This window comes from Aeromonas sp. 9A (assembly GCF_963900955.1).
GTDB lineage: Bacteria > Pseudomonadota > Gammaproteobacteria > Enterobacterales > Aeromonadaceae > Aeromonas > Aeromonas salmonicida.
Genome location: NZ_CAWRFG010000001.1, coordinates 2,852,779 through 2,875,173, shown reverse-complemented (window position 1 = coordinate 2,875,173; position 22,395 = coordinate 2,852,779). Strand labels below are relative to the sequence as shown.

General features: G+C 55.6%; 20 protein-coding genes, 1 other RNA gene and 1 pseudogene. 16 read left to right on the top strand and 6 right to left on the bottom strand.

The genetic code is table 11. The features are described from left to right. Positions 1–388 precede the first annotated feature (388 nt). The 4 genes from AACX78_RS13390 (at position 389) to AACX78_RS13375 (ending at position 8,447) form a co-directional block, all read left to right on the top strand. Positions 389–3,064: a type I restriction-modification system subunit M gene (locus AACX78_RS13390; protein ID WP_159166485.1), complete on the top strand. Its 2,676-nt coding sequence runs from the start codon at positions 389–391 to the stop codon at positions 3,062–3,064. Beyond that, positions 3,057–4,358 carry a restriction endonuclease subunit S gene (locus AACX78_RS13385; RefSeq protein ID WP_159166484.1) on the top strand — a complete coding sequence of 434 codons (1,302 nt, stop codon included), beginning with the start codon at positions 3,057–3,059 and terminating at the stop codon, positions 4,356–4,358. Before AACX78_RS13390 ends, AACX78_RS13385 begins: the two co-directional genes overlap by 8 nt. A gap of 61 nt (positions 4,359–4,419) precedes the next feature. Next, positions 4,420–7,764 carry a type I restriction endonuclease subunit R gene (locus tag AACX78_RS13380; RefSeq protein ID WP_159166483.1) on the top strand — a complete coding sequence of 1,115 codons (3,345 nt, stop codon included), beginning with the start codon at positions 4,420–4,422 and terminating at the stop codon, positions 7,762–7,764. Next, positions 7,764–8,447, top strand: coding sequence for a M48 family metallopeptidase (locus AACX78_RS13375; protein WP_159166482.1), 684 nt, complete (start codon positions 7,764–7,766; stop codon positions 8,445–8,447). Before AACX78_RS13380 ends, AACX78_RS13375 begins: the two co-directional genes overlap by 1 nt. A gap of 248 nt (positions 8,448–8,695) precedes the next feature. Here AACX78_RS13375 and AACX78_RS13370 read toward each other — a convergent pair whose 3' ends face one another. Then, positions 8,696–9,073 carry a hypothetical protein gene (locus AACX78_RS13370; RefSeq protein WP_151909613.1) on the bottom strand — a complete coding sequence of 126 codons (378 nt, stop codon included), beginning with the start codon at positions 9,071–9,073 and terminating at the stop codon, positions 8,696–8,698. A 378-nt stretch (positions 9,074–9,451) separates the two neighbouring features. On the opposite strand from AACX78_RS13370, the gene radC reads away from it, so the two are divergent. The 6 genes from radC to AACX78_RS13340 all read left to right on the top strand — a co-directional run bounded on the left by radC (position 9,452) and on the right by AACX78_RS13340 (position 12,133). Beyond that, a complete protein-coding gene (radC, locus tag AACX78_RS13365; RefSeq protein ID WP_159166481.1) occupies positions 9,452–9,919 on the top strand; it encodes a RadC family protein in 468 nt (155 codons plus the stop codon). After that, complete coding sequence (locus tag AACX78_RS13360) at positions 9,916–10,284, top strand: DUF2787 family protein (protein ID WP_159166480.1); 369 nt, start codon at positions 9,916–9,918, stop codon at positions 10,282–10,284. The genes radC and AACX78_RS13360 overlap by 4 nt, the downstream gene beginning before the upstream one ends. A gap of 17 nt (positions 10,285–10,301) precedes the next feature. Next, positions 10,302–10,430 carry a hypothetical protein gene (locus tag AACX78_RS13355; RefSeq protein WP_265342328.1) on the top strand — a complete coding sequence of 43 codons (129 nt, stop codon included), beginning with the start codon at positions 10,302–10,304 and terminating at the stop codon, positions 10,428–10,430. Continuing rightward, positions 10,427–10,564 (top strand): hypothetical protein, encoded by a 138-nt coding sequence (locus AACX78_RS13350; RefSeq protein WP_201302854.1) that lies wholly within the window; start codon positions 10,427–10,429, stop codon positions 10,562–10,564. The genes AACX78_RS13355 and AACX78_RS13350 overlap by 4 nt, the downstream gene beginning before the upstream one ends. 241 nt (positions 10,565–10,805) lie before the next feature. Continuing rightward, the gene (locus AACX78_RS13345) at positions 10,806–11,357 is read left to right on the top strand and encodes a recombinase family protein (protein ID WP_159166479.1); all 552 of its coding nucleotides are present in this window, start codon (positions 10,806–10,808) and stop codon (positions 11,355–11,357) included. A gap of 26 nt (positions 11,358–11,383) precedes the next feature. Further along, positions 11,384–12,133, top strand: coding sequence for a hypothetical protein (locus AACX78_RS13340; RefSeq protein ID WP_159166478.1), 750 nt, complete (start codon positions 11,384–11,386; stop codon positions 12,131–12,133). Between the two features lie 282 nt (positions 12,134–12,415). On the opposite strand, the gene AACX78_RS13335 is transcribed toward AACX78_RS13340, so the two are convergent. Then, complete coding sequence (locus AACX78_RS13335) at positions 12,416–12,598, bottom strand: hypothetical protein (protein ID WP_159166476.1); 183 nt, start codon at positions 12,596–12,598, stop codon at positions 12,416–12,418. Between the two features lie 266 nt (positions 12,599–12,864). Between AACX78_RS13335 and ffs the strand changes: the two genes are divergently transcribed. Beyond that, positions 12,865–12,949, top strand: an RNA gene (gene ffs, locus AACX78_RS13330) — signal recognition particle sRNA small type. 120 nt (positions 12,950–13,069) lie between these two features. Then, positions 13,070–13,654: a hypothetical protein gene (locus tag AACX78_RS13325; protein ID WP_201302853.1), complete on the top strand. Its 585-nt coding sequence runs from the start codon at positions 13,070–13,072 to the stop codon at positions 13,652–13,654. A 15-nt stretch (positions 13,655–13,669) separates the two neighbouring features. Here AACX78_RS13325 and AACX78_RS13320 read toward each other — a convergent pair. Further along, positions 13,670–14,824, bottom strand: a pseudogene (locus AACX78_RS13320) (IS3 family transposase). A gap of 133 nt (positions 14,825–14,957) precedes the next feature. Further along, positions 14,958–15,836: a LysR family transcriptional regulator gene (locus AACX78_RS13315; protein ID WP_099993374.1), complete on the bottom strand. Its 879-nt coding sequence runs from the start codon at positions 15,834–15,836 to the stop codon at positions 14,958–14,960. A 165-nt stretch (positions 15,837–16,001) separates the two neighbouring features. Between AACX78_RS13315 and AACX78_RS13310 the strand changes: the two genes are divergently transcribed. Beyond that, positions 16,002–17,438, top strand: coding sequence for a glycoside hydrolase family 1 protein (locus AACX78_RS13310; protein WP_159166475.1), 1,437 nt, complete (start codon positions 16,002–16,004; stop codon positions 17,436–17,438). A gap of 91 nt (positions 17,439–17,529) precedes the next feature. Here the strand turns inward: AACX78_RS13310 and AACX78_RS13305 are convergent, their stop codons facing one another. Next, on the bottom strand, positions 17,530–18,288 hold the full coding sequence (locus AACX78_RS13305) for an SDR family NAD(P)-dependent oxidoreductase (protein ID WP_159166474.1): 759 nt from the start codon (positions 18,286–18,288) through the stop codon (positions 17,530–17,532). Between the two features lie 130 nt (positions 18,289–18,418). Here AACX78_RS13305 and AACX78_RS13300 point away from each other — a divergent pair, with 130 nt between their 5' ends. From AACX78_RS13300 to AACX78_RS13290, 3 genes are all read left to right on the top strand, one after another. Beyond that, entirely contained in the window at positions 18,419–19,351 is a 933-nt protein-coding gene (locus AACX78_RS13300; protein ID WP_159166473.1) for a LysR family transcriptional regulator, read from the top strand. Positions 19,352–19,492: 141 nt separating this feature from the next. Next, entirely contained in the window at positions 19,493–20,338 is an 846-nt protein-coding gene (nfo, locus tag AACX78_RS13295; protein ID WP_159166472.1) for a deoxyribonuclease IV, read from the top strand. Between the two features lie 27 nt (positions 20,339–20,365). Beyond that, complete coding sequence (locus AACX78_RS13290) at positions 20,366–21,367, top strand: Gfo/Idh/MocA family protein (protein WP_159166471.1); 1,002 nt, start codon at positions 20,366–20,368, stop codon at positions 21,365–21,367. Between the two features lie 87 nt (positions 21,368–21,454). Here AACX78_RS13290 and AACX78_RS13285 read toward each other — a convergent pair whose 3' ends face one another. Beyond that, a complete protein-coding gene (locus tag AACX78_RS13285) occupies positions 21,455–22,384 on the bottom strand; it encodes a LysR substrate-binding domain-containing protein (protein WP_159166470.1) in 930 nt (309 codons plus the stop codon). Between the last annotated feature and the right edge of the window lie 11 nt (positions 22,385–22,395).

Here is a 22,395-nt window from a genome sequence, read left to right as displayed (position 1 = left end):
AGTTTTAGCAGATTAACCATACAAAACGAGCCCTTTCCTTTTGATGGCGGGAAAAAGGGCTCGTTCCAAAATTAGCAGAGCTATACAGCTAGCTCTGTTTCAGTCTGAATCAAAGTCCTCTTTCACAATGAGCCAACTCCAAGCCCATTGGCATAGCCTATAACGGCCACCTAAATCGCGATTTCAGCCCAATAAATTTTTCAGTATCCCCGCAAGGCAAAGGTGGAGAAAAGATCCATTCAGCGTCGATTTCCACGTCAAGCACCAATCGCGGCAGATTCGATTTTCCTCAATCTCATCATCGTGGTAGGTTAACGCCATTCTCTGCAGTTACCGCCAGTCAGGCCACTTTGGTGCCGTCTGATGCTGGCCTATGGACCCCTGTATCATGGCTAAACTTACCCTCTCAAAACTCTCCCGCGAGCTGTTCAAGGCTTGCGACATCCTGCGTGGCAAGATGGATGCCTCCGAGTACAAGGAGTACATCTTCGGCATCTTGTTCCTCAAGCGGATGTCAGACCAATTCGACAAGGATTACGCCGACAAAGTCAAGCAGCTCAAGGCTGAAGGGCTGGATGCTGACGATATCGAGGCGCTGCTTAGCGACCCCGACCAGTTTGACTTTTTTGTGCCCAAGGCGGCCCACTGGGATAGCCTAAAACACCTGAAGGAGAACGTCGGTTCGGGCCTCAACAAGGCGCTGGCAGCGTTGGAGGAGGAGAACACCAGCAAAGGCCTGCAGGGGGTACTCAAACACATCCACTTTGACCGTCCAGTTGGTAACAAGCCGATACCAGATGCCCGGCTGATCGATTTTATCCAGCACTTTGACCAGATCCCGCTCTCCAACGATGACTTCGAGTTCCCCGATCTGTTGGGGGCCGCTTACGAATACCTGATCAAGTACTTCGCTGACAGTGCAGGTAAGAAAGGGGGCGAGTTCTACACCCCGGCCGAAGTGGTTCGCCTGCTGGTCGAAATCCTGGAACCTCAGGAAGGGATGGAGATCTACGACCCCACCTGTGGCTCGGGCGGCATGCTGATCCAGAGCCGCAACTATGTGCAGGAGTCTGGCGGCAATGTCCGCAATCTTCACCTGTTCGGTCAGGAAGACAACGGTGGCACCTGGTCTATCTGCAAGATGAACATGATCTTGCACAGCTCGGGCGGGGCGGATATCGAGAATGGGGACACCCTGGCTAATCCACTGCATCTCACCGAGGCAGGCGAGGTACGAACGTTCGATCGGGTGATTGCCAACCCTCCCTTCTCCCAGAACTACAAAAAGACCGGCATGAAGCTCAAGAGTCGGTTTGATGTTTTTATGCCGGAAGGGGGCAAGAAGGCCGATCTGATGTTCGTTCAGCATATGGTGGCATCACTCAAGGCCAACGGCAAAATGGCGGTGGTCATGCCCCATGGGGTACTGTTCCGAGGCGCGGAGGAACGAGCATGCCGCAAGCACTTTGTCGAGAAAGGCATTCTGGAGGCGGTCATTGGTCTGCCTGCTGGGCTATTCTATGGCACCGGCATTCCGGCCTGTGTACTGGTGATCAACAAGGCAGGGGCAGCCGAACGAGATTCGGTGCTCTTTATTAACGCCGATCGGGAATATCGCGAGGGTAAAGCCCAGAATAGCCTGCGACCGGAAGATATCGAGAAGATCACCCGTGTCTATCGCTCTATGCTAGCAGACCCTGACGCGGCTGATATCAAGGGATATGCCCAGCGAGTCAGCGTGACTAAGCTGGCCGAAGAGGATTTCAACTTCAATATCCGCCGTTATGTGGACAATAGCCCGGCTCCTGAGCCGCAAGACGTGCGGGCTCATCTAAACGGCGGCATCCCGGCCGATGAAGTTGGCGGATTAGCAACCACTTGGTTGGATTATCCCGGTTTGCAAGAAAGCCTGTTTGTGCCTCGAACTAACTGTCAGCGTTATCTCGATTTTTCTGAGCAATTCGCGTCGCTGTCAGCCATCAAGCCCCATATTGAACAGTTCCCCACTGTATTGGCTAAGCACCAGCAGTTCCAACAGGCAGTGGACCGCTGGTGGCAGAACGAGTTGCCCGCCTTTGCCGCCCTGGGTGATCACAAGTTGGGGGAGAGTGGCGTCTTCTCACTGCGTCGCCATACCCTCAACGCCATTGAGCAGCATCTGTTACCGGTGAACCTGCTGGATACCTATAAGGTACGGGGGGCGCTGGCTGACTGGTTCAAGACGCTAGAAGCCGATCTCAAGTCAGTGGCAGCCAGCGGTTGGAATGCCGAATTGATCCCGGATGAAGTGCTGTTTGCCAGCCAGTGTAGCGACATAGTGGAAGAGTTGGCTGACAAGCAGGCACGGATCAACGAGTTACAAGGGTGGCTTGATGCCGCAGCAGAGGACGATTACGAGCCCTCTGAAGATAACCCAGTACTCCCTGCTGCCTATGCCAGCCAGCTGAAAGATGAGCTGAAAGAGCATAAGTCTGTTGTCACGACCTGCCTGCAGACCCTGAAGTACCAGATCAAGGATGCCTTTTCCGAGCTTGCCGCTGTAGTCTCCATTCCCAAGAGCAGCAAGGCCAGTGACTACCATCAAGGGCTGACTGCCAAGGAGCTGAACTTTGTCGTCTATTCAGAGATCCTGGCGTTGGCTGCCCAGCATGGTCTGACCCTGAGCAACCAGACGTTGATCACCAACCTTGCTACCCAAGGCCAGCAAGCAGTGCAACGATTGACCGAAATTGAGCAAGCTCTGGTTGCCGACAAGTCGGTGGAAGTTGAGCTCAAAACCCTTAAGGCAGAGATCAAAGAGACCGAACGGTTACGGGATCAGCTCTTGCAGGCAGCTCGCGAGTCCATTACTCCAGACGAGGCCAAGAGTCTTATCCTGGTTCGCTTTAAGAGCGAGTTGGATTCTAACTATCAGGGTTATGTGCGTTCCCTGCTGTTGGGGAGGATTGCCGCCATTGAAAATCTGCATCGTAAATATCAGATGACGGCCAAGACTATCACTGACCAGCGTAATGTAGCCGCTTTACAACTGGCTGAATATTTGCAGGAGCTAGGGTATGAGTAATCAGTGTGGTCAAACGTATCCATTAGGTCGACTAGGTGAGTTAGTCCGTGGTTTTCGTGGTGTTTCATACAAACCAGACGACTTACGAACCACAGTGGATGAATACTCTGTTGTACTTCTTCGTTCAAATAATATTCAAGGAAGTTACTTAAACTTTGAAGATATCCAGATTGTGCCTACATCTATTGTTTCGGAGCAACAAGTTCTAAATAAAGGTGACATCGCTGTATGTATGTCGAATGGTAGCCGTCAGCTTGTTGGCAAAAGTGGAGTATACGATGGTAGTTATCCAACAACGTTAACAGTTGGTGCTTTCTGCTCTATATTTCGTTGTTTTTGTGAAGATGATGTTGGTTATGTCAGGTATCTTTTTCAATCTCTGGAGTATCAGCATTCAATTGACATTCTGCTCGCTGGTAGCGCAATTAATAACCTTAAAAATAGTGATATTGAATCAATTATATTGCCAATTGCCCCCAAGGAAAAACGAGCTAAGATCGCAGAGATTTTAGGGGACTTAGATAGATATATTCAAATTGCCATTGCATCTATTGATAAGTTGAATGCAATCAAGCAGGGGATGATGGCAGATTTGTTTAGTCGCGGGATTGATACTGCCACTGGTCATCTTCGCCCAAGTTTTCAAGATGCCCCGGAATTTTACTATCACACTCCATTGGGGCCAGCCCCTAAGGGGTGGGTGCATGGTTTACTCAAAAGGTTTGTTCGGGCTGCAGAATATGGCATCTCGACAAGTTTGGACGAGGATATGACCGGTATTCCTGTGCTTCGTATGAATAACATACAAAGCAACCGCTTTGATGTAAGTGATTTAAAGTACACGAAAGATCCTGATGCGTATCGATTGAAGCTCAGGAAAGGCGATGTGCTCTACAATCGAACCAATTCAATGGAGCATGTTGGTAAAACCGCTTTATGGCGAGGAGAGCTGGGGGAGTGTTCATTTGCATCATATTTGGTTCGCCTCAACTTACATGAAGACCAGCTAAGGCCAGCATACTTTGCACATTGGATGAGCCAAGTGTCTTCTCAGAACGCGCTTCGAGCCTTCGCCACACCAGCAGTTCAACAAGTGAATATCAATCCGACAAATCTGCAACGGGTTGAAATCTGCTGTCCAGGTGATCCTCACGAACAAGATCTGATAGTTGAACGAATCGACGCTCTGGATGACAACATCGCTGCTGAATCGGCGAACCTAATGAAGCTTCAGGCTCAAAAAACTGGCTTGATGAGAGACCTGTTAACCGGTAAGGTGCCAGTCGTAGCTTAGCAATAACAATAAGATAGCGATCTGGGGCTCAGTGTCGGCCCCGTTTAAGGGGAGAGTGCGGATGTCGGAGTATCTGGAGGTTGAAAAACCGCTGCTGGTTCAGTTGGCGGCGATGGGTTGGGAGGTGCATGACCTGGGGCAAGGGGTACCTAAGGATCCGGCCACCAGCTTTCGCACCTCGTTTCGGCAGGTGATTCTCCCCGATATCTTTAAAAAAGCGGTGGATCGAATCAACGCCACCGAGGATGGCCAGCACTGGCTGACCGATAGACAGCTTGAGACCCTGCTCGGTGATGTCACCGATTTCGGCACTCATAAGCTTCTGGAAGCCAACGAAACCTTCTTGCAGCGTCTCTACAAATGGCAGCTCGATTGCAATGAAGTGACCAGCGAGGCCGACCCTGTGGTCAAGTTGATCGACTTCGACAATTGGCAGAACAACACCTTCACCGCCATCAATCAATTCCGTGTCGACACCCCAAGTCACAGCAAAGAGCATATCCGCCCTGATATCGTTCTGTTCGTCAACGGTATGCCCCTAGTAGTTATCGAGTGCAAGCTGCGGGCTGAATATTGTTCCGACCCGATGGCCGAGGGGATTAATCAGCTACGTCGATTCGCCGATCTGCGAGAGCCTGAGCACAGCAAGCTGCGGGAAGGCGAGCCAGCCCTCTTTTACACCAACCAGCTGATGATCAGTTCCTACGGTGACGACTGCCGTTTCGGCAGTATCACCTCGACCGAGGAGTACTACTTCAACTGGAAGAGCATCTATCCGGATGAAGAGCCCTATGTTGCTCTAGAGGTTGGCCGCCATCGCCCTCAAGAGCAGTTGGTGCAGGGGATGCTAAAGCCAGAGCGACTGCTCGACATTACCCGCAGCTTTACTCTGTTTATGGATGCGGGTGGTGCCCGAGTGAAGGTGATCTGCCGCTATCAGCAGTATCGGGCTGTGCTCAAGATCATCGAGCGGATGCGGCAAGGGGAAACTGGCCTGCGACGTTCCGGGGTGGTATGGCATACCCAGGGTAGTGGCAAGAGCCTCACCATGGTCTTCCTGGTGCGAAGGTTACGCCGTTGCTCCCAGTTGAAGCGTTACAAGGTGCTGATGGTCAACGACCGCACCGATCTTGAAGAGCAGTTGACGGAAACAGCAGCGCTGACCGATGAGACGGTAACCGAGATTGCTAGCACCGAGGCAGCCCAGAGCCAGTTGGCCAATGACAGCTCTAATCTCAACATGGTGATGATCCACAAGTTTCGGGAGCAAGACAGCCGCTTTTTGCCGGAGTCAGTGAAAAAGAAGCTCGACCTTGAGTATGCTGCCGCCCAGGCCAGTGGTGATGACAACAAGATCGAAGAGGTCAGTGCCGATTATCAGGCCGAGATTGTCCGCCATCAGCCCTTTGGCGTGATCAGCAATCGGGAAGAGGTGCTGATCCTGATTGATGAGGCCCACCGCACTCAACGCAGCGGGAAGGACAGGGCCAGCCTTTCAGATAATCTGTTCGACGCCTTCCCGAAGGCCACCCGAATCGCTTTTACCGGCACACCACTGATTGCCGATCATCACACAGCCCCGACCTGGAAGCGATTTGGCACCAGTGAAGGGCACGCCTATATCGACAAGTACAAGCTGCAAGATGCTGTCGATGATGGGGCGACCCTGCAGATCCTCTACGAGGGGAAAACTGCCGACAGTGCCATCAATGATAAATCGGGCTTCGACGCCAAGTTTGAAGACCTGTTCAAAGACCGCACTGAAGCTGAGCTCTTGGCCATTCGCCGCAAGTACGGGGCGGAAGGGGACGTTCTGGAGGCCGAGGCACGTATCGAGGCTATCGCTAGCGATTTGGTCAAGCACTACCTTCGCAACATATTGCCATCCGGCTTCAAGGCTCAGGTGGTCTGCTCTTCCAAGTTAGCTGCTATTCGCTATCAGGCGGCCATTGACAAGGCGCTTGCTGAAGAGATTGACGCCTACGAAAAGCAGCCGCCATCGTCGGTTAACCCAGAGTGGCTGGCTCGTCTCAAGTTCCTCAAGACGGCAGTGGTTATCTCTTCGGATGGCACCAACGAATCGGCTGCGTTCATTCAGGCTCGTAAGCAGGCCAACGAACTCAATGCGGTTGAGAGTTTCAAGAAAAAATTTGACGATGCCAATCCCAATACTGGCGTAGCCTTCCTGATAGTTTGTGACATGCTACTTACCGGCTTCGATGCCCCCATTGAGCAGGTGATGTACCTTGACAAGAAGCTGCGGGAGCACAACCTGTTGCAGACCATTGCCAGGGTAAACAGGACCGCCAAGGAGAAGACTCGAGGCTACATCGTCGACTATATCGGTTTGGCCCACCATCTGCACGAAGCCCTCTCCATGTATTCCCAGGATGATCAGGATGACATCCTGAACAGTTTACGGAGTATCGACAGTGAGCTACCGGTACTGGAGAGCCGCTGTCGTCGTCTGCTACAGCTATTCACAGATGCGGGCGTGCAGCAAATAGAAGCGCTGGTGATGCAAAAGCTCAATGCTGACGATCACTATCACGTACAGTTGCAGGCAATCGAGGCGCTGGAAGACCATCGGCGTCGGGATAGCTTCAATGTCTTTCTGAAAAAGTTTTTGCAGAGCATGGATATCGTCATGCCCAACGCTCTGGCCAATCCGTACAAGATCCCTATGTACCAGTTTGTCCACATCCAGGCAAAGGCGAAAGAGCGTTACAAAGACGACACCATGAGCTTTAACGGGGTGGGCGAGAAGATCCGCAAGCTGATCGATGAGCACTTGATCAGCTTGGGTATCAACCCCAAGATCAAGCCGATGGAGCTGTTTAGCGACAGCTTTATGAGCCATACCGCCAAGGAACCGGATCTGAAGGCTCAGGCCAGCGAGATGGAGCACGCCATCCGTAAACACTGCAAGGTGAATGCGGAAGATGACCCTGTCTTCTTCAAAAAAATGAGCGAGAAGCTCGAGGAGATCATCAAGAAACATGCTGGCAACTGGGAGCAGATGATGCTCGAGCTGGCTGTCTTGCGTAAAGAGGTGCTGGCTGGCCGTGGCCCTGATGCTGGAGTAGAAGATCCCTTCTTTGACCTGATCGTCAGCATTGCCTTTACGGGGGGCAATCTGGCTGCCCATGTGGAACAGGTGAAAGAGTGCGTCGACAAGGTGATGGAACTACTGAACGAGAACATCGGCAACCTGGATTTTTGGGAGCGGGCCGATCTGGTGTCAAATCTCAAGGGCCACATCAAGCGGCAGCTGGTGCTGAGTAAAGTGCCCCAGCTGAGAGACCTGCGTGAACAGCTAGCGGTTGAGATAGTTGCTTTGGCACGTCGCCGTAGTGCCGAGGTTCTGGGAATTAGCCGGATGGCAGACAGTAGCGAGCCAGCCTGATGCCCTGTTACAAAGACATCCAGTACACGCTCAAGCAAAGCAAACGCAAGACCACCAGTATCTTGATCGAGCGAGATGGCAGTGTGGCCGTGCTGGCTCCTGAGGGCTATGATGTCGAGAAAGTCGAGCAGATCCTGGAGCAGAAACGAAGCTGGATCTATCGCAATCTCGCCGAGTGGGAAGACCTTAACCGCACCCATGTCGAGCGTCAGTTTGTCAGTGGAGAGGGTTTTCCCTATCTGGGTAGTAACTACCGCCTCAAGCTGGTGGATGATCAGCAGGAAGACCTGACCCTCAAGAATGGTTACTTCTTGATGAGGCGTGACAGGGCCGAACGGGGGATGGAGCTATTCAAGCACTTCTACCGTAACAAGGGATTGGCCAGGATAACGAAGCGGGTTGCCTATTACGCTCCTAAGCTTGGTGTGGACTACCGGACCGTCAGGGTGATGGAGCTACAGCACCACTGGGCCTCCTGTTCGACTCAGGGGGATCTGAATTTCCACTGGCGTTGCCTGATGGCTCCGCTGTCTGTGCTGGATTACATCGTGGTGCATGAACTGGCCCATCGGCTGCACCGCCACCATAACGCTGCATTCTGGGATGTTGTGGATAAGGTGCTGCCGGATTACCAGAAGCAGGTCTCCTGGCTGAAGCACAATGGGGCAGGGATGACACTTTAAACCAGAGATGTTCCTGCTGCCTCTGTCGCCCGGACAAGGGGAGGTGCGGAGTCATGGGTGGAGTCGAGTTAGAACTCTCATTCTGCTGAAATTTTAGCGTTTTTAAGAACTTTCTTTTTCCAAATCTCACACAGAAAAAGTTCTATAAGTAGATGAAGTTTCGGCAGGATCACTCAACGAAAAAGGCCCTTTCCCATTGGTGGTGGGGAAAGGGCCGGGTTCAAAATCAGCAGATGTGATTCGCTCTGTTAATCCGCAGGATTACGCAGTGGGCGCCAGACATACAGAGACAGCTCTTTCGGATTGGTTGGAGGTAGAGCATCTGGATCATTCGGCTCGTAGCCATAATGATCCATCATCTCAACCAACGAATAGAACTGATGCTCTCCATTGACGTCTGTGAATGTTCCGTCATATCGCTGGATGAACACAGGATCGCGATTCTCCCCGACAGAACAGACAGGTAAGGTAAATACCATGACCTCTTCATTCTTAGTCTCAGAAAAATACGAACAGTATCCTATGATCGGGGACCGTGCGAGAGTGACTTCGTGGTTAGCATTGGCCTTTCCAATTATATAACCAAATTCTCCATGCTGAGCTGGGCTAAAATGAGTAATTTCCATGACAGTTCTCCGATGTGTTAAATAACAGGGGAGCAGTCAAATGAATTTTTATAAAGATGCTTTTTGTTACAAAAAGCCAGGATAAATATATGGGGTTCGTTTGTAGATTAAACACTTATATATTTATTAACTTATGGTTATTATAAAAAATTTCATGCATTCATTATATTCTGCTTGTTCTCTCACACAGTTGTTGAGAGAGACTTAAAACTATCACTTTGTATTGATGAATTCCGTGATTGAGATCTAAAAACTTAAAGGGGGCTCTAAATATATTCCCTTTACTGTCTGACTTATACCGGTTTCATTCGAGATCAATAACGGGGGAACATATTGGCATAAGTAACTCGTGTACCCAAACGACGCGAGGTTAATATTATGTCACACCACTACGACGATCACTCAGGACAGGGCGATCACATCATCAATCAGGCGTTGGCTATTCTGGAGAGCCGACAGCGGCACCTGGGACAAGCCTTCACCCAGCCCAAAGCGGCAGCAGACTTTCTTCGGCTCAAGATGGGGGAGTACGAGCGGGAAGTGTTCGCCGTCATGCTGCTCGACAACCAGCATCGGCTGCTCGATTACCAGGAGCTGTTCTTCGGCACCATCAATGCGGGCACAGTTCACCCCCGTGAGGTGGTCAAGGCCGCCCTCAACAGGAACGCCGCTGCGGTCATTCTGGCCCACAACCATCCCTCCGGTATGGTCGAGCCCTCTGACTCTGATAAAGCGATAACGACCCGTCTCAAGGAACTGCTGGAAGTGCTCGACGTGCGAGTGCTCGACCACTTTGTGGTGGGACAGCACGACATCGTCTCGTTTGCCGATAGGGGGCTGCTATGACCCCATCCAAACCGCTACAGGCTCTGTTCGACAATGTTATCGACAGCTACCCCGATGCTACCGACCTGACCCTCAACTTCCGCAGTCCCGATTACTCCGCTGACACTGGCGGTTACCGCCCGGTCGAAATCCGTTTGGAGAAACGGGCCGGGAACTGGGGGATGGCCTACGTCACCGAGTTCACTTACCTCGGGGGTGAACTGGTCAAGGATCTCGATTTCGACTTCAACGCCGGGCGGGCCTCCCAGCTCTGGTGTGGAGAACGGCCGCTGGCCACCACCATGGACCTCTACCGGCTCTGGGAGAGGAACTTTCTTGCCTATCACCGGATGGAGGTCTACCGACTCGACATCACCCCTGAGTAATCGCCATGAACGACTTCATGAAAACCCTGCTGCTGGATGCCCTGAAAGCAGCATTGACGGCGTTCGCGTCGGTCATCGTCAACGCGATGATGGCCCGCTACATGCCGCCACACTTCTACAACATGAACGGAGAAGAATATCCATGAACAAGATGATCCTGAGTTCCCTAGCCCTGGCCGTGTTGACCGGCGGCACCCTTCTGGTTCACCAGCAACGCAAGGCCAAACAAGCAGCTTTGGCAAAGGTATTGCGGATGCCGGGCGGTGCGACGCGTCATTGAGATCCCCCCAGGTCAGCATTGAGCTGGCCATCTGTAAACTCAGCTAGGTCAACTGGCTGACCCCTGTAACGGGCCCTCCATAACGGATCGGCCCGTTTTCATTTCTATCACTGGCACAGGTCAATAGACCAAGGCCATGTGACGCGAGCGAAAGCAGGACTTTTTGCCGGTCACATGGGTTCCTTTGGACCTTTTGACAGGTCGCGTCAGTGTACCTTGCCCTATTGACCAGGAGGAGACCATGGCACTGGTGGGATACGCACGTGTCAGCACTGTGGGGCAGAGCCTGGATGCCCAGCTTCAGGCTCTGGCTGAGTGCAGCAAGATATTCCAGGAGAAAGTGAGCGGGGCCAAGGATGACCGTCCTCAGCTCTCGTTGATGCTGGATTTTGTTCGTGAAGGAGACGTGGTGATGGTGACCAAGCTGGATCGTTTGGCTCGCAACACCCGCCACCTCTTGGAGATCTCGGAGTACCTGCACGCTAAGCGGGTTGCTCTGCGGATTTTGAATCTGGGTATCGATACCTCGACACCGACTGGAAAACTGATGCTGACCATGATCGGTGCTATCGCCACGTTTGAGCGGGAACTGATGTTGGAGCGTCAAGCAGAAGGGATTGCTATGGCAAAACAGCGAGGGGTCTACAAGGGCCGCAAGCCGACTGCTATGGCCAAAGGGGAAGAGGTGTTGGTTCTTGCCGAACGAGGGATAGCCAAGGCCGAGATTGCACGTCGAATGGGGATCAGCCTCTCTAGCGTGCAGCGGATCTTGCGTGGGCCATCGGGCGATTGAATGGATGTGACAACAAGGAAAACAACATGGAACTAGATAAAATAAAGCAAGAGCCATCACGGTTCTTCAAGCAGCGGGAAACAGCGTCCGCACAACTGGTGGGCAAGTGGGCGAGCTATCGGCACTGGCTAAAACAATCCCTAAAGGGAGAGTTGCAGTTCAGACCAGACGAGATCAACAACAGCCCCTATCTGCGAGGCGGTATCTGCAGCTATAACACGTATCTATCAGGTATGCTGAGGGCCCACCTCTGGGGACTGTGGTTGACTGCTATGGCTGTCATCCTGTTCTACTTCGGGTTGGGGATGCTGGGTCTGAGGTCGCACCTTATACCTGGTCTCCCGACTATGCTGCTAGTCGCAGCCTTCGGCTCCTTCCACTGGGCGTTGATCTGCTTTATCGGTCTTGAAAAACGACTGAGGGCAATGGGAATGGCTCAAAAGAAGTCATGGACCTTGGCTGTGGGAGGCGTTGGCATCACTACTGTTGGCCTTATGATAGGATGGTTTATCCGGTTCAAACGTGATGGTTTGGCGAGGCACCCACCTGAAATATTCGATTGGCTGATGTCTCGGTATGACTGGTTGAGCATACCTGGGTCGGTTATGATCTATGTCGGTTTGGCCCTGATTCTCCTGCTGCCCTGTTATCGCAACAGTGACACTCTACCAGTTGATGTAAAAGGGGATCTTAGCAAGGTGAAGGGCTACCCCACCCCAATACTGTTATTGTTCCATTTGCTCTTGCTGTTTCCTGCAGTGGCTATCCTAGCCTAATCGTTATCTTAAAGGAGCCCACAATCAGGCTCCTTTTTAGTCAGCAGGTTCGGACGGGATCTAGTCGGTATCGATGCTTGGCCCGGCAGCCACGGCACCATGATTGTATTCGGGTCACTCCTGCCATCCGCCTGAACCCGAACTCTCCTGCTCGATAGAACACATGGAAGCCAGCTTGTTCTGAGCAGTTAGGGCAGCTTTTTAGCTTCTGCCCGTTCTGATGAAGTACAACGGAATGATTGAGGGGCTGGCCACAAGAACACTGGTCGGTCATCTGCTAGCTCACTTGCGGCGGTCATCTACTTCTTTTGCCACGCCCTTGAAGGGCTCCCCACCTTGTTTCTGATCGATAAACTTGCCGGTATCTGTATCTCTCTTCGTCCAGTTTCCATTAACCGGGTTCTGCACTTGAGAGCGGTCGTTGACGGATCCTTGTCGATATCCTTTGCCAGTATTCGTAGCCATATGTCACCTCGGGTTTAAGTGAGACCCAAAGTTACCACTAGATTTCTTGTTGCTCAATATCCGGTCGCTTATTGATCGATTTCGATGTGGGGACCTGCAATGAGGAGCTTGCGGTTTATAGGGGAGGGCAGGTAGGATAACCGTGTTTGTTACCCATTTAAGCATATCCACTTGATGTGGATGACCGAGCTTCTGGCGTGTTGTCGCTTGTTGAGGTTTCAGAGTACGGTCGGGGTCAACCAGACTATCCTAAATGCCTGATTTATTTGGGCTCGCATTGATAACTCGTCAACCTGGTCAGGACCGGAAGGTAGCAGCCAAGGCGGGGGACTCGAGTGCCGGGATGTGGCTGGTGGGGCCACCACCTTCCATATAAATTCCCGTTTAAGATCAGTAACTTAGCTTGTTGAAGGCAAGCTGTTTGTGTATCACTGTCACACAAACTGGCACACAATCCTTATAGGAGGTGCCATGTACTTACTGAATAGAAACGGAATTTACTACTACCAACGAGTGACCATGTGTAATGGTCGTCGTCAGACCTTCCGTAAATCCCTCAAAACAAGAGACAAGGCACAAGCCCAGCTCTTGGCACTTCAAATTCACTTCAATCATTCCAGCCCTGATGTGCAGCAAGCTGTATGCATCTCCGATGCTGCTTGCCGTGATGTCATGTCTAAACCCGTTGGGTTTGAAGCTGAAGCATCAACGACACAACATCCCCCGCTAAACGGGCACGTTCACATCCCTGCTTGCACCGGCAGCCCCTCTGGGGTCGAGTCCCCCTGTACTGCTGTACCTTCCGAAAACACATCACCAGACCAAGAAGACAAGCTTTCCGGTCACGTAGAGTCATACATTGCTGAAAAGCAATTGTCATGGGCTCCCAAAGAGACCAAAAATCAACAAAACTACATCAGTACATTTATTGAACACGTTGGTGATAAGTGTCTGTCTGAGTACACAAAGGCCGATGCTGTATCGTTCAAAACTTGGCTGTTGGGTTCTGGCAAGTCTCCGACCACAATCAATAAGTACATTCAAAAACTGAGTTGAATCGCCCCGGGTTTTCTAGACACTCTGTTGTTGAACATTGAACTGCTTTTCAAACTCTACCGGCGACAGCCCATCATTGGAACCATGGCGCCTGATCGGGTTGTAAAACATTTCGATATAATCAAATACGTCGCTGCGGGCTTCGTCTCTTGTCGCGTAAATCCGGCGCTTGAGCCGCTCCCGTTTGAGCAACTGAAAGAAGCTCTCGGCGACAGCGTTGTCGTGACAGTTGCCACGTCGGCTCATACTGCAACTCAGGTTGTGGGCCTTCAGAAAGTCCTGCCATTCCCCACCGGTAAACTGGCTGCCCTGATCCGAATGCACCAGTACCACCTGCTTGGGCTTGCGCCGCCAGACGGCCATCAATAACGCATCCACCGCCAAGCCTGCCGTCATACGTGGCCGCATCGCCCAACCGATGATCTGGCGAGAGAACAGGTCGAGCACCACCGCCAGATACAGCCACCCTTCTTGAGTGCGGATGTAGGTAATGTCAGTCACCCAGGAGATGTTGGGGGCTGGCACCTTAAACTGACGTGCCAGCGTGTTTGGGGCCGCCTGTGGGCTCTTGCCTCCATAATGCCCCTTACGGCGTTGATAGCCCGTTTGTGAACGCAGCCCCTCCCGCTTCATTAATTTGGCCACACGGTGCTTGCCGCAGGCTTCCCCCAAGTCACGAAGATCGCGATGGATCTTGCGATAACCATAGACAGCACCACTTTCCAGCCAGGATTGCTTGACCAATCCGGTCAGTCGTTAGTCCTCCTGCTGCCGTGGCGACGCGGGCTGTTTCAACCACGCATAGAAAGAAGCCACTTCGGTGAACCCCCAGGGTCTGGCACAGGGTAACGACACTGTACCGGTCGAGTCGGGAGGTTATGAACGCGTACCTTTCCTTGACTCGCTGGCAAAGTACGCGGCGGCGGCCTTTAAAATGTTGCGCTCCTCGGTGACTTGGCGCAGTTCGGCTTTCAGACGGCGTATCTCGGCTTGCAAGGCAGACTCTTCGTGCTGCTGGTCAGCGGGCTTACCGTACTGCTTGAGCCAGGCATACAGACTGTGGTTGGATACCCCGAGGGCTCGTGCAATATCAGCCACAGGCCGCCCGCGCTCGGTGACTTGTTTAACCGCTTCGATTTTGAATGTTTCTGGATAACGCTGACGGGTCATAACACCTCCAATAGTTGCCTCATTTTAAGGCTGTGAGGTGTCTAGGTGTGTAAACCCACCAGGTTGTTCACAGATTGAAGACGGCGGATGAGGGGCCGTCAACAGCCGTGCTGTCAGTGCCGCAGGCGCAGGACTAGTACGGCTCTGACTTCAGCTCGCTCATGGGGGAGACAACCTGCCAGAAGGCGTCGATGAGCGGGCCCTTGCTGTGGGGCGGGCGGATAAGGCCTATGGTCCAGCTCGCTTCGCGCTCGGTGAGAGGCAGGGTGAGCACATCCGGGTGCTCTATGGTGGTGGAGGAGGGCACCAGGGTCCAGGCGATGCCGGCAGCGGCGGTGGCCACCCCGGCGGCGAAGTCGTTCACATACTGGATATCGCGAAACCGCAATCCGCTCTGGGCCAGGTAGTTCATCAGGTGATCGTAAAACGAGGGCGCCTTGTCCCGGCGCAGGATTGCCAGCGGTTTGTCCACCAGATCCGCCAGCTCGCTCACGCCGCTGTAACTGGCGGGCAGCACGGCGACAAAGTGGGCCTGCACCACGGGCAGGCAGTGCCACCCCTTGGGGGCGGGCAGGCGGCAGAAACCGAGATCCAGTCGCCCTTCGCTCAGGGCCAGCAGCTGGTGATGGGTGGAGAGATCATTGAGCTCTATGGTCACCTGGGGACGCTCGGCGCGAAAACGGGCGATGGCGGCGGGCACCAGTATCTTGGTGGCAACGCCAAAGCCGATGCGCAAGGTGCCGCTGTTGCCTGCCAGCACGTCACGGGCGGTGCGAGCCAGCTGCTCGCTGGAGGCCACCAGGGCGCTGGCATCTGCATAGAGCGCCCGCCCCAGCACTGTGAGCCGGGTGGTACTGGCATTGCGCTCGAACAGCTCGCCGCCAAGCTCCTCCTCCAGCCGCTTTATCTGCTTGCTCAGGGCAGACTGGGTGACGTGCTGGCGCACCGCTGCCTGACCGAAGTGCAGCACTTCCCCCAGGGTAACGAAGGCTTTCAGATCTCTGAGCTCCATCCTGACTCCTTTCATTCCTGTCAGGAATGTTGAGTGGTTAAATTTGTCATTGGACGGAATTTTAGAACTGTTCGATGCTTATGCCAATTTATTTGGGGCGCCTTGAATGGGGTGCCGACTTATCAGAGATGGCTGACACCATCCGCGCAGAAGGAGCAACACCAGATGCATCACCACAAGTTCAACGATTTCCCCAAGGATTTCCTGTGGGGCGCCGCCTCTGCCGCCTATCAGGTAGAAGGGGCCTGGAACACGGATGGCAAAGGACCCTCGGTGTGGGACCTCTTCACCAAGTTGCCGGGCAAGACCTTTGAGGGCAGCAACGGTGACGTGGCCGTCGATCACTACCATCGCATCGAAGAGGACGTGGCACTGATGGCCGAGATGGGGCTCAAGGCCTACCGCTTCTCGGTGAGCTGGCCGCGCATCTATCCGACCGGCCGGGGTGAGGTGAACGAGGCGGGTCTGGCATTTTACGAGAAGCTGATCGATACCCTGCTGGCCCACCAGATAGAGCCTGTGCTGACCCTCTATCACTGGGACTTGCCCCAGGCGCTGCAGGATGAATACGGCGGCTGGGAAGACAGGCGCGTCATCGAGGATTTCGAACGCTACTGCGTGACCCTGTATCAGCGCTTTGCGGGCAAGGTGAAGTACTGGGTGTCCCTCAATGAGCAGAACTACAACCTGACCAACGCCTACCAGCTCGGCACCCATCCGCCTGCAGTGCAGGACAGAAAGCGCTTCTTCGCCGCCAACCACATCGCTTTTCTGGCCAATGCCAGGGTGATCAAGGCGTTTCGTCAGCACGTGCCAAACGGCCTGATCGGCCCGAGCTTTGCCTACTCGCCCGCCTATCCGGCGTCGTGCGATCCCAAAGACATGCTGGCGTTTGAAAATGCCGAGGAGTTCACCAACTACTGGTGGCTGGATGCTTACTGCTTCGGCCGCTACCCCCAGGCGGCGCTCGCTTACTTGCGGGAAAACGGCGAGGCGCCCGAGATACTGCCAGGGGATCTGGAGCTGCTGCGGGAAGGCACACCGGATTACATCGGCGTCAACTACTACTACACCCTGACTTACACAGATAACCCCTTGGGCGGTCAGACCTTGCAGCGCATCAATACCACGGGGCAGAAGGGCACCACCCCCTCGAGCGGCATTCCCGGCCTCTACAAGACGGCGCCCAATCCGCATCTTGAGACCAGCAACTGGGATTGGGCCATAGACCCGACCGGGATGCGCATCGCCCTGCGCCGCCTCTCGTCCCGCTACGGGCTGCCGCTGATGATCACCGAGAACGGGCTGGGGGAGTTTGACCAGCTGGAAGCGGATGACAGCGTGCACGATGCCTATCGCATCGCCTACCTCAAGAGCCATCTTATTGCCTGTCAGCAGGCGCTGCAGGACGGGGTTGAGCTGATTGGTTACTGCGCCTGGTCGTTCACCGATATCCTGAGCTGGCTCAATGGCTACCAGAAGCGTTACGGCTTCGTCTATATCGACAGGGATGAGCAGCACGTCAACTCCTTGCGCCGCATCAAGAAAGACAGCTTCTACTGGTATCAGTCAGTCATCAGTTCGGGTGGCAAGGCGCTTTAACGCATCCCCTGGCCTTGTCATACGAAAAGGCCCTGCCGTGAGGCAGGGCCTTTTGCATGGCCGTTTTCCTGCCCAGTGATGGGATGGTTCGTTAGATGAACATGCCCCCCGAGGCTTCGATGCGCTGGGCATTGACCCAGCGATTGTCATCCGAGAGCAGGGCCGCTATTACGCCGCCTATGTCGTCGGGCTGGCCGACGCGCCCGAGCGCGGTCTGGCTGGCGATGAAGTCGTTGACCGCCTGGTTGTCCCGCACCACACCCCCGCCAAAATCAGTCTCGATGGCACCGGGCGCCACCACGTTGACGGCGATCCCGCGCGGGCCCAGCTCCTTGGCCAGATAGCGGGTCAGCACCTCGATTCCTCCCTTCATGGCGGCGTAGGCGGCGTAACCGGGCAGCGCGAAACGGGTGAGACCGGTCGAGAGGTTGATGATGCGCCCGCCATCTCGGATCAGGGGCAACAACTGCTGGGTCAGGAAGAAGGTCCCCTTGAGGTGAATGTTCATGAGGGTGTCGAACTGCTGTTCCGTCGTTTGCTCGAAGCTGGTGTGGATGCCGATGCCGGCATTATTGACCAGAAAGTCGAACCGTTCGCGTCGCCACTCCCGCTGCAGCAACTGGCGCACCTCAGCCGCGAAGGCGGCAAAGGAGGCGCTGTCGGCCACATCGAGCGGCAGGGCATGAGCCTTCACGCCGAGCGCATTGGCCTGCGCCACCACGGTGGCCGCCTCTTCGGCCTGACTGCGATAGGTGATGATGAGATCGACGCCTTTGGCGGCGAGGGCCAGGGCCGAGTGTTTGCCGAGGCCACGGCTGGCGCCTGTGATGAGAGCGATGGAACGGGTCATGGTACGACTCCTGTCAATGGGGTGGATACGGGCTCGAGACGAGCCGGTAGTGCCACTCTATTGGTACGTACATTATGGATAAAGAGGGTAATAATAGATGCACTGTTCCGTTTAAAGTGACAATGACGCCATGGATCAACTGGATGCGATGAGAATGTTTATGCGGGTGGCCGAGCTTGAGAGCTTCACCCGCAGCGCCGAGCAGATGAGCATGCCCAAGGCGACGCTCTCCGCGGCCATTCGACGGCTGGAGGAGCAGCTGGGAGCCCGCTTGCTTCATCGCACTACCAGGCGGGTGCAACTGACCACGGATGGCCAGCTCTGCTACGCCCGCTGTCAGGCGTTGCTGGCCGACATGGAGGAGTTCAATGGGCTGTTTCGGCCGCATGGGCAACTCAGCGGCCAGCTGCGGGTGGACATGCCAAGCCGGATGGCGCGTCATCTGGTCATACCGGCGCTGCCCGCCTTTCTGGCGGCTCACCCTGACTTGCAACTGATGTTGAGCAGCACGGATCGGCGGGTCGATCTGGTGCGCGAAGGCTTCGACTGTGTAGTGCGGGTGGGGGCGCTGGAGTCTTCCAGCCTGGTCGCTCGCCCCCTGGGCCACTACCGCCAGATCAACTGCGCCAGCGCCACCTATCTGGCCCGCCATGGCATTCCACAGACCTTGACCGACCTGGCGGGGCACCGACTGGTCCACTATGGCGCCGTGCCGGGGGATAAAGAAGCCGGGTTCGAGTACTTGCAGGCCGATGGCACCCGCGCCGTGCTGGCGATGGCCGGCGCCCTTACTGTGAGCGACAGCGAAACCTATCTGGCCGCGGCGCTGGCGGGGTTCGGGATCATCCAGATGCCGCGAGTCGGGATAGAGGCATTGCTCGCCAGTGGGGAACTGGTCATGGTGTTGCCCCAGTGGCAGGCGCCTCCCTTGCCCATTCATGCCCTCTATGCCCATCGTCGTCAGCTTTCGCCCAGGGTGCGGGCCTTCATCCACTGGCTGGGCGGCGTGCTGGAGACGGCGCTCGCCAGTGAACTTGCCCCGGCATTGTCGAGCGGCCAGTGACGGGGCGCCTCCCTCTGTCATGCACGACATCGGTGGTCAGATACTCTGGTCTGGCTCTCTATAGTGGTAATCGAAGATCCCGGTTTGGCGCGGGCGGGGCAGATAGGCATAATGGCGCTCTCACAGAGCAGAGGAGATCTCATGAAATATATCGGAGCCCACGTCAGTGCCGCCGGCGGGGTGGAGAACACCATAGCTCGCGCCCAGGCCATCGGTGCCAATGCCTTCGCCCTGTTTACCAAGAACCAGCGCCAGTGGCAGGCGGCGCCGCTGTCCGAGGCCAGTATCCGAGCCTTCAAACTGGCGTGCGAGAAAGCCGGTTTTCGCCCGGAGCAGATCCTGCCCCACGACAGTTACCTCATCAATCTGGGCCATCCCGATCCCGACGGCCTGGCCAAGTCTCGCGATGCGTTTCTCGATGAGATAAAGCGCTGCGAGCAGCTGGGACTTTGCTACCTCAACTTCCACCCCGGCAGCCACCTCAAACAGATCCCGGAAGCGGCCAGCCTTAGACTGGTGAGCGAATCCATCAACTGGGCGCTGGAGCGCAGCCAAGGGGTGACGGCCGTGATAGAGAACACAGCCGGGCAGGGCACCAACCTCGGCTGGTCGTTCGAACACCTGGCCACCCTCATCGACGGGGTGGAGGACAAGAGTCGGGTCGGTATCTGCTTCGATACTTGCCACGCCTTCGCCGCCGGTTATGACTTGCGCACCCCTGAGTCCTGCGCTCAGGTGTTTGCCGATTTCGATCGGATCGTCGGCTTCCAGTATCTCAAGGGTATGCACATCAACGGCGCCAAGTGCACCTTCGGCAGCCGGGTCGATCGCCACCACAGCTTGCGTGAAGGCAATCTGGGGGAGGCGGTATTCCACCACATCATGAATGACGACCGTTTCGATGGCATTCCGCTGATCCTGGAGACCATAGACGAGACGATCTGGGGCGACGAGATCAGTTGGCTACGCAGTCTGGCAAAGGCGTAAAGCGCCGCGGCCACCGCATAAGGAGCAATGATGATGCAAGAAGATCCACACGCGCGGCCACTGCGCTGGGGCATTGCCGGGGCGGGGGCCATTGCCCGTCGCTTTTGCAAGGATGTGAATGAGCACGCGAGCTTGGGGCAGGTGGTGGCGATCGCCGCCCGTGATCAGACGCGGGCCCGGGACTTTGCCGAGGAGCAGGGATTGCCCCTTGCCTATGGCAGCTACCAAGCGCTGGCGGCAAGCACCGAGGTGGAGGCCGTCTATGTGGCGGTGATCCACCCGGAGCACGCCGACCTGATCAAGCAGATGTTGCTGGCGGGCAAGCACGTGCTGGTGGAAAAGCCGGCGGTGACTCAAGTAGCAGATTGGGATGCGCTGGTGCAGCTCGCCCAGGCCCGTGGCCTGCTGCTGATGGAGGCCATGAAGGTGATGTGCTTCCCCGCCATGCGCGAATTGCTGCGGCGACTCGGCGCCTTGCCTGCCCCCAATCGGCTGCAGGCGGCCTTCGGCTCGGTGCAGGAGAGATCCGGCAAACTGTTTGATCCCGCCTTGGCCGGAGGCGCTGCCTGGGATGTGGGTGTCTATCCGCTCTGGCTCTACGCTGCCATCTGTCACCAGCTGGGGCTGGCTGCGGGTGAGCCGCAGGTCGCTCTTTCCCGCCAGACGGGTGAGGTGGACGTGGCCGCCAGCTTCCGCTTTGCCGGTCCCCTCGCGGCCGAGCTGGATGCCTCCATCGTCCAGGATCTCGACAAGGCGGCCTGTCTGGGCGGCGAGGGCTGGGCCCTGCAACTGGTCGGCAAGTGGTGGAACCCCCAGCAGGTACGCTGGGTTACGGGGGATCCCTTGCCTGCCTGGCCGGGAGACATAGAGGCGCAGGTAGCGGGCGGTGGCATGCAGCACGAGGCGGATCATTTCGCCGCCTGTGTCAGGCAGGGATTGAGGGATTCTCCCTGGGCGCCGCAGGCCCTGACCAGACAAGTGCTGGGGTGGGTAGAGCGCAGTTTGCAACCGCACCCTAATAACGGATAGAGAGAGAGGGCGCCTGGGCGCCCTCTCTTTTTTTGTCTGGGCAAGGGGAAGCCAGATGATCGGGCGCGATCATCGAGTCCGATCATCTTATTGCGCTTTTGTCCGAGTGGTTATGTCCGCCAGGGCTTGAGGCAGGGCCCCCTCTTGCGCGCGGCAAAACTGCAGAAAGCGGCGCAGGGTGGCGGAGTGGTATTTCTGCCGGTGCCAGATGAGGGAGAGTTGGCGGGGAAAACGCCGGGCAAGGGAGAAGGCCACCAGACGACCGGCCTGCAACCGATCCGATACCGCCAGGCGGGAAATGAAAGAGATCCCCAGCCCCTTTTCAACCGCCAGCATGACGGCCTCCAGGGTGTTGAGCTCCAGCCCTGCCTGCCAGCGAGGCAGCCCGGGCTGGATCTGTTGCTCGAATTGCTCGCGGCTGCCTGACTGTGGCTCGCGCAGTACCCAGGTTTCATCGCTCAGCTGGCTGAGCGACAGGCGACTGCGCCGGGCGAGGGGATGATCGGGATGAGCCACGATCAGCATCTCGTCATTGAGCCAGGGTTCACTCACCAGATCAGCATGGTGGTTCTGCCCCTCTATCAAGGCCAGATCCAGCTCGAAGTTGGCCAGCAAATGGCACAGCTGGTGGGTGTTGGTGATGGTGACTCTGGGTGGCAACCCCAGCTCCTGCTTGCTGCTGGCCAGCAGGGTTGGGAGCAGGTAGTTGCCTATGGTCTGGCTCGCTCCCAGGCGCAGCTGGCCGCTTGGCTCTGCATCCGGGCTGAACAGGGTTTCAATATCCTGCATCCGGGTCAGCAGCTCTTCGGCGGCCGGTTGCAGCAGGCGCCCCTCGTTGTTGAGCTGCAATCTGGGGTGAATGCGATCAAACAAGGGAGTGGCGAGCTGACGCTCCAGCTCCTGCAATGACTGGGACACGGCGCCCTTGCTCAGGCAGAGCTCGTTGGCGGCCAGCCCCAGATTGCCGTAGCGGGCTATGGTGGCGAAGACCTTGAGTTGTTGCAGGGTCAGTTTCATGTTTGGTTTAC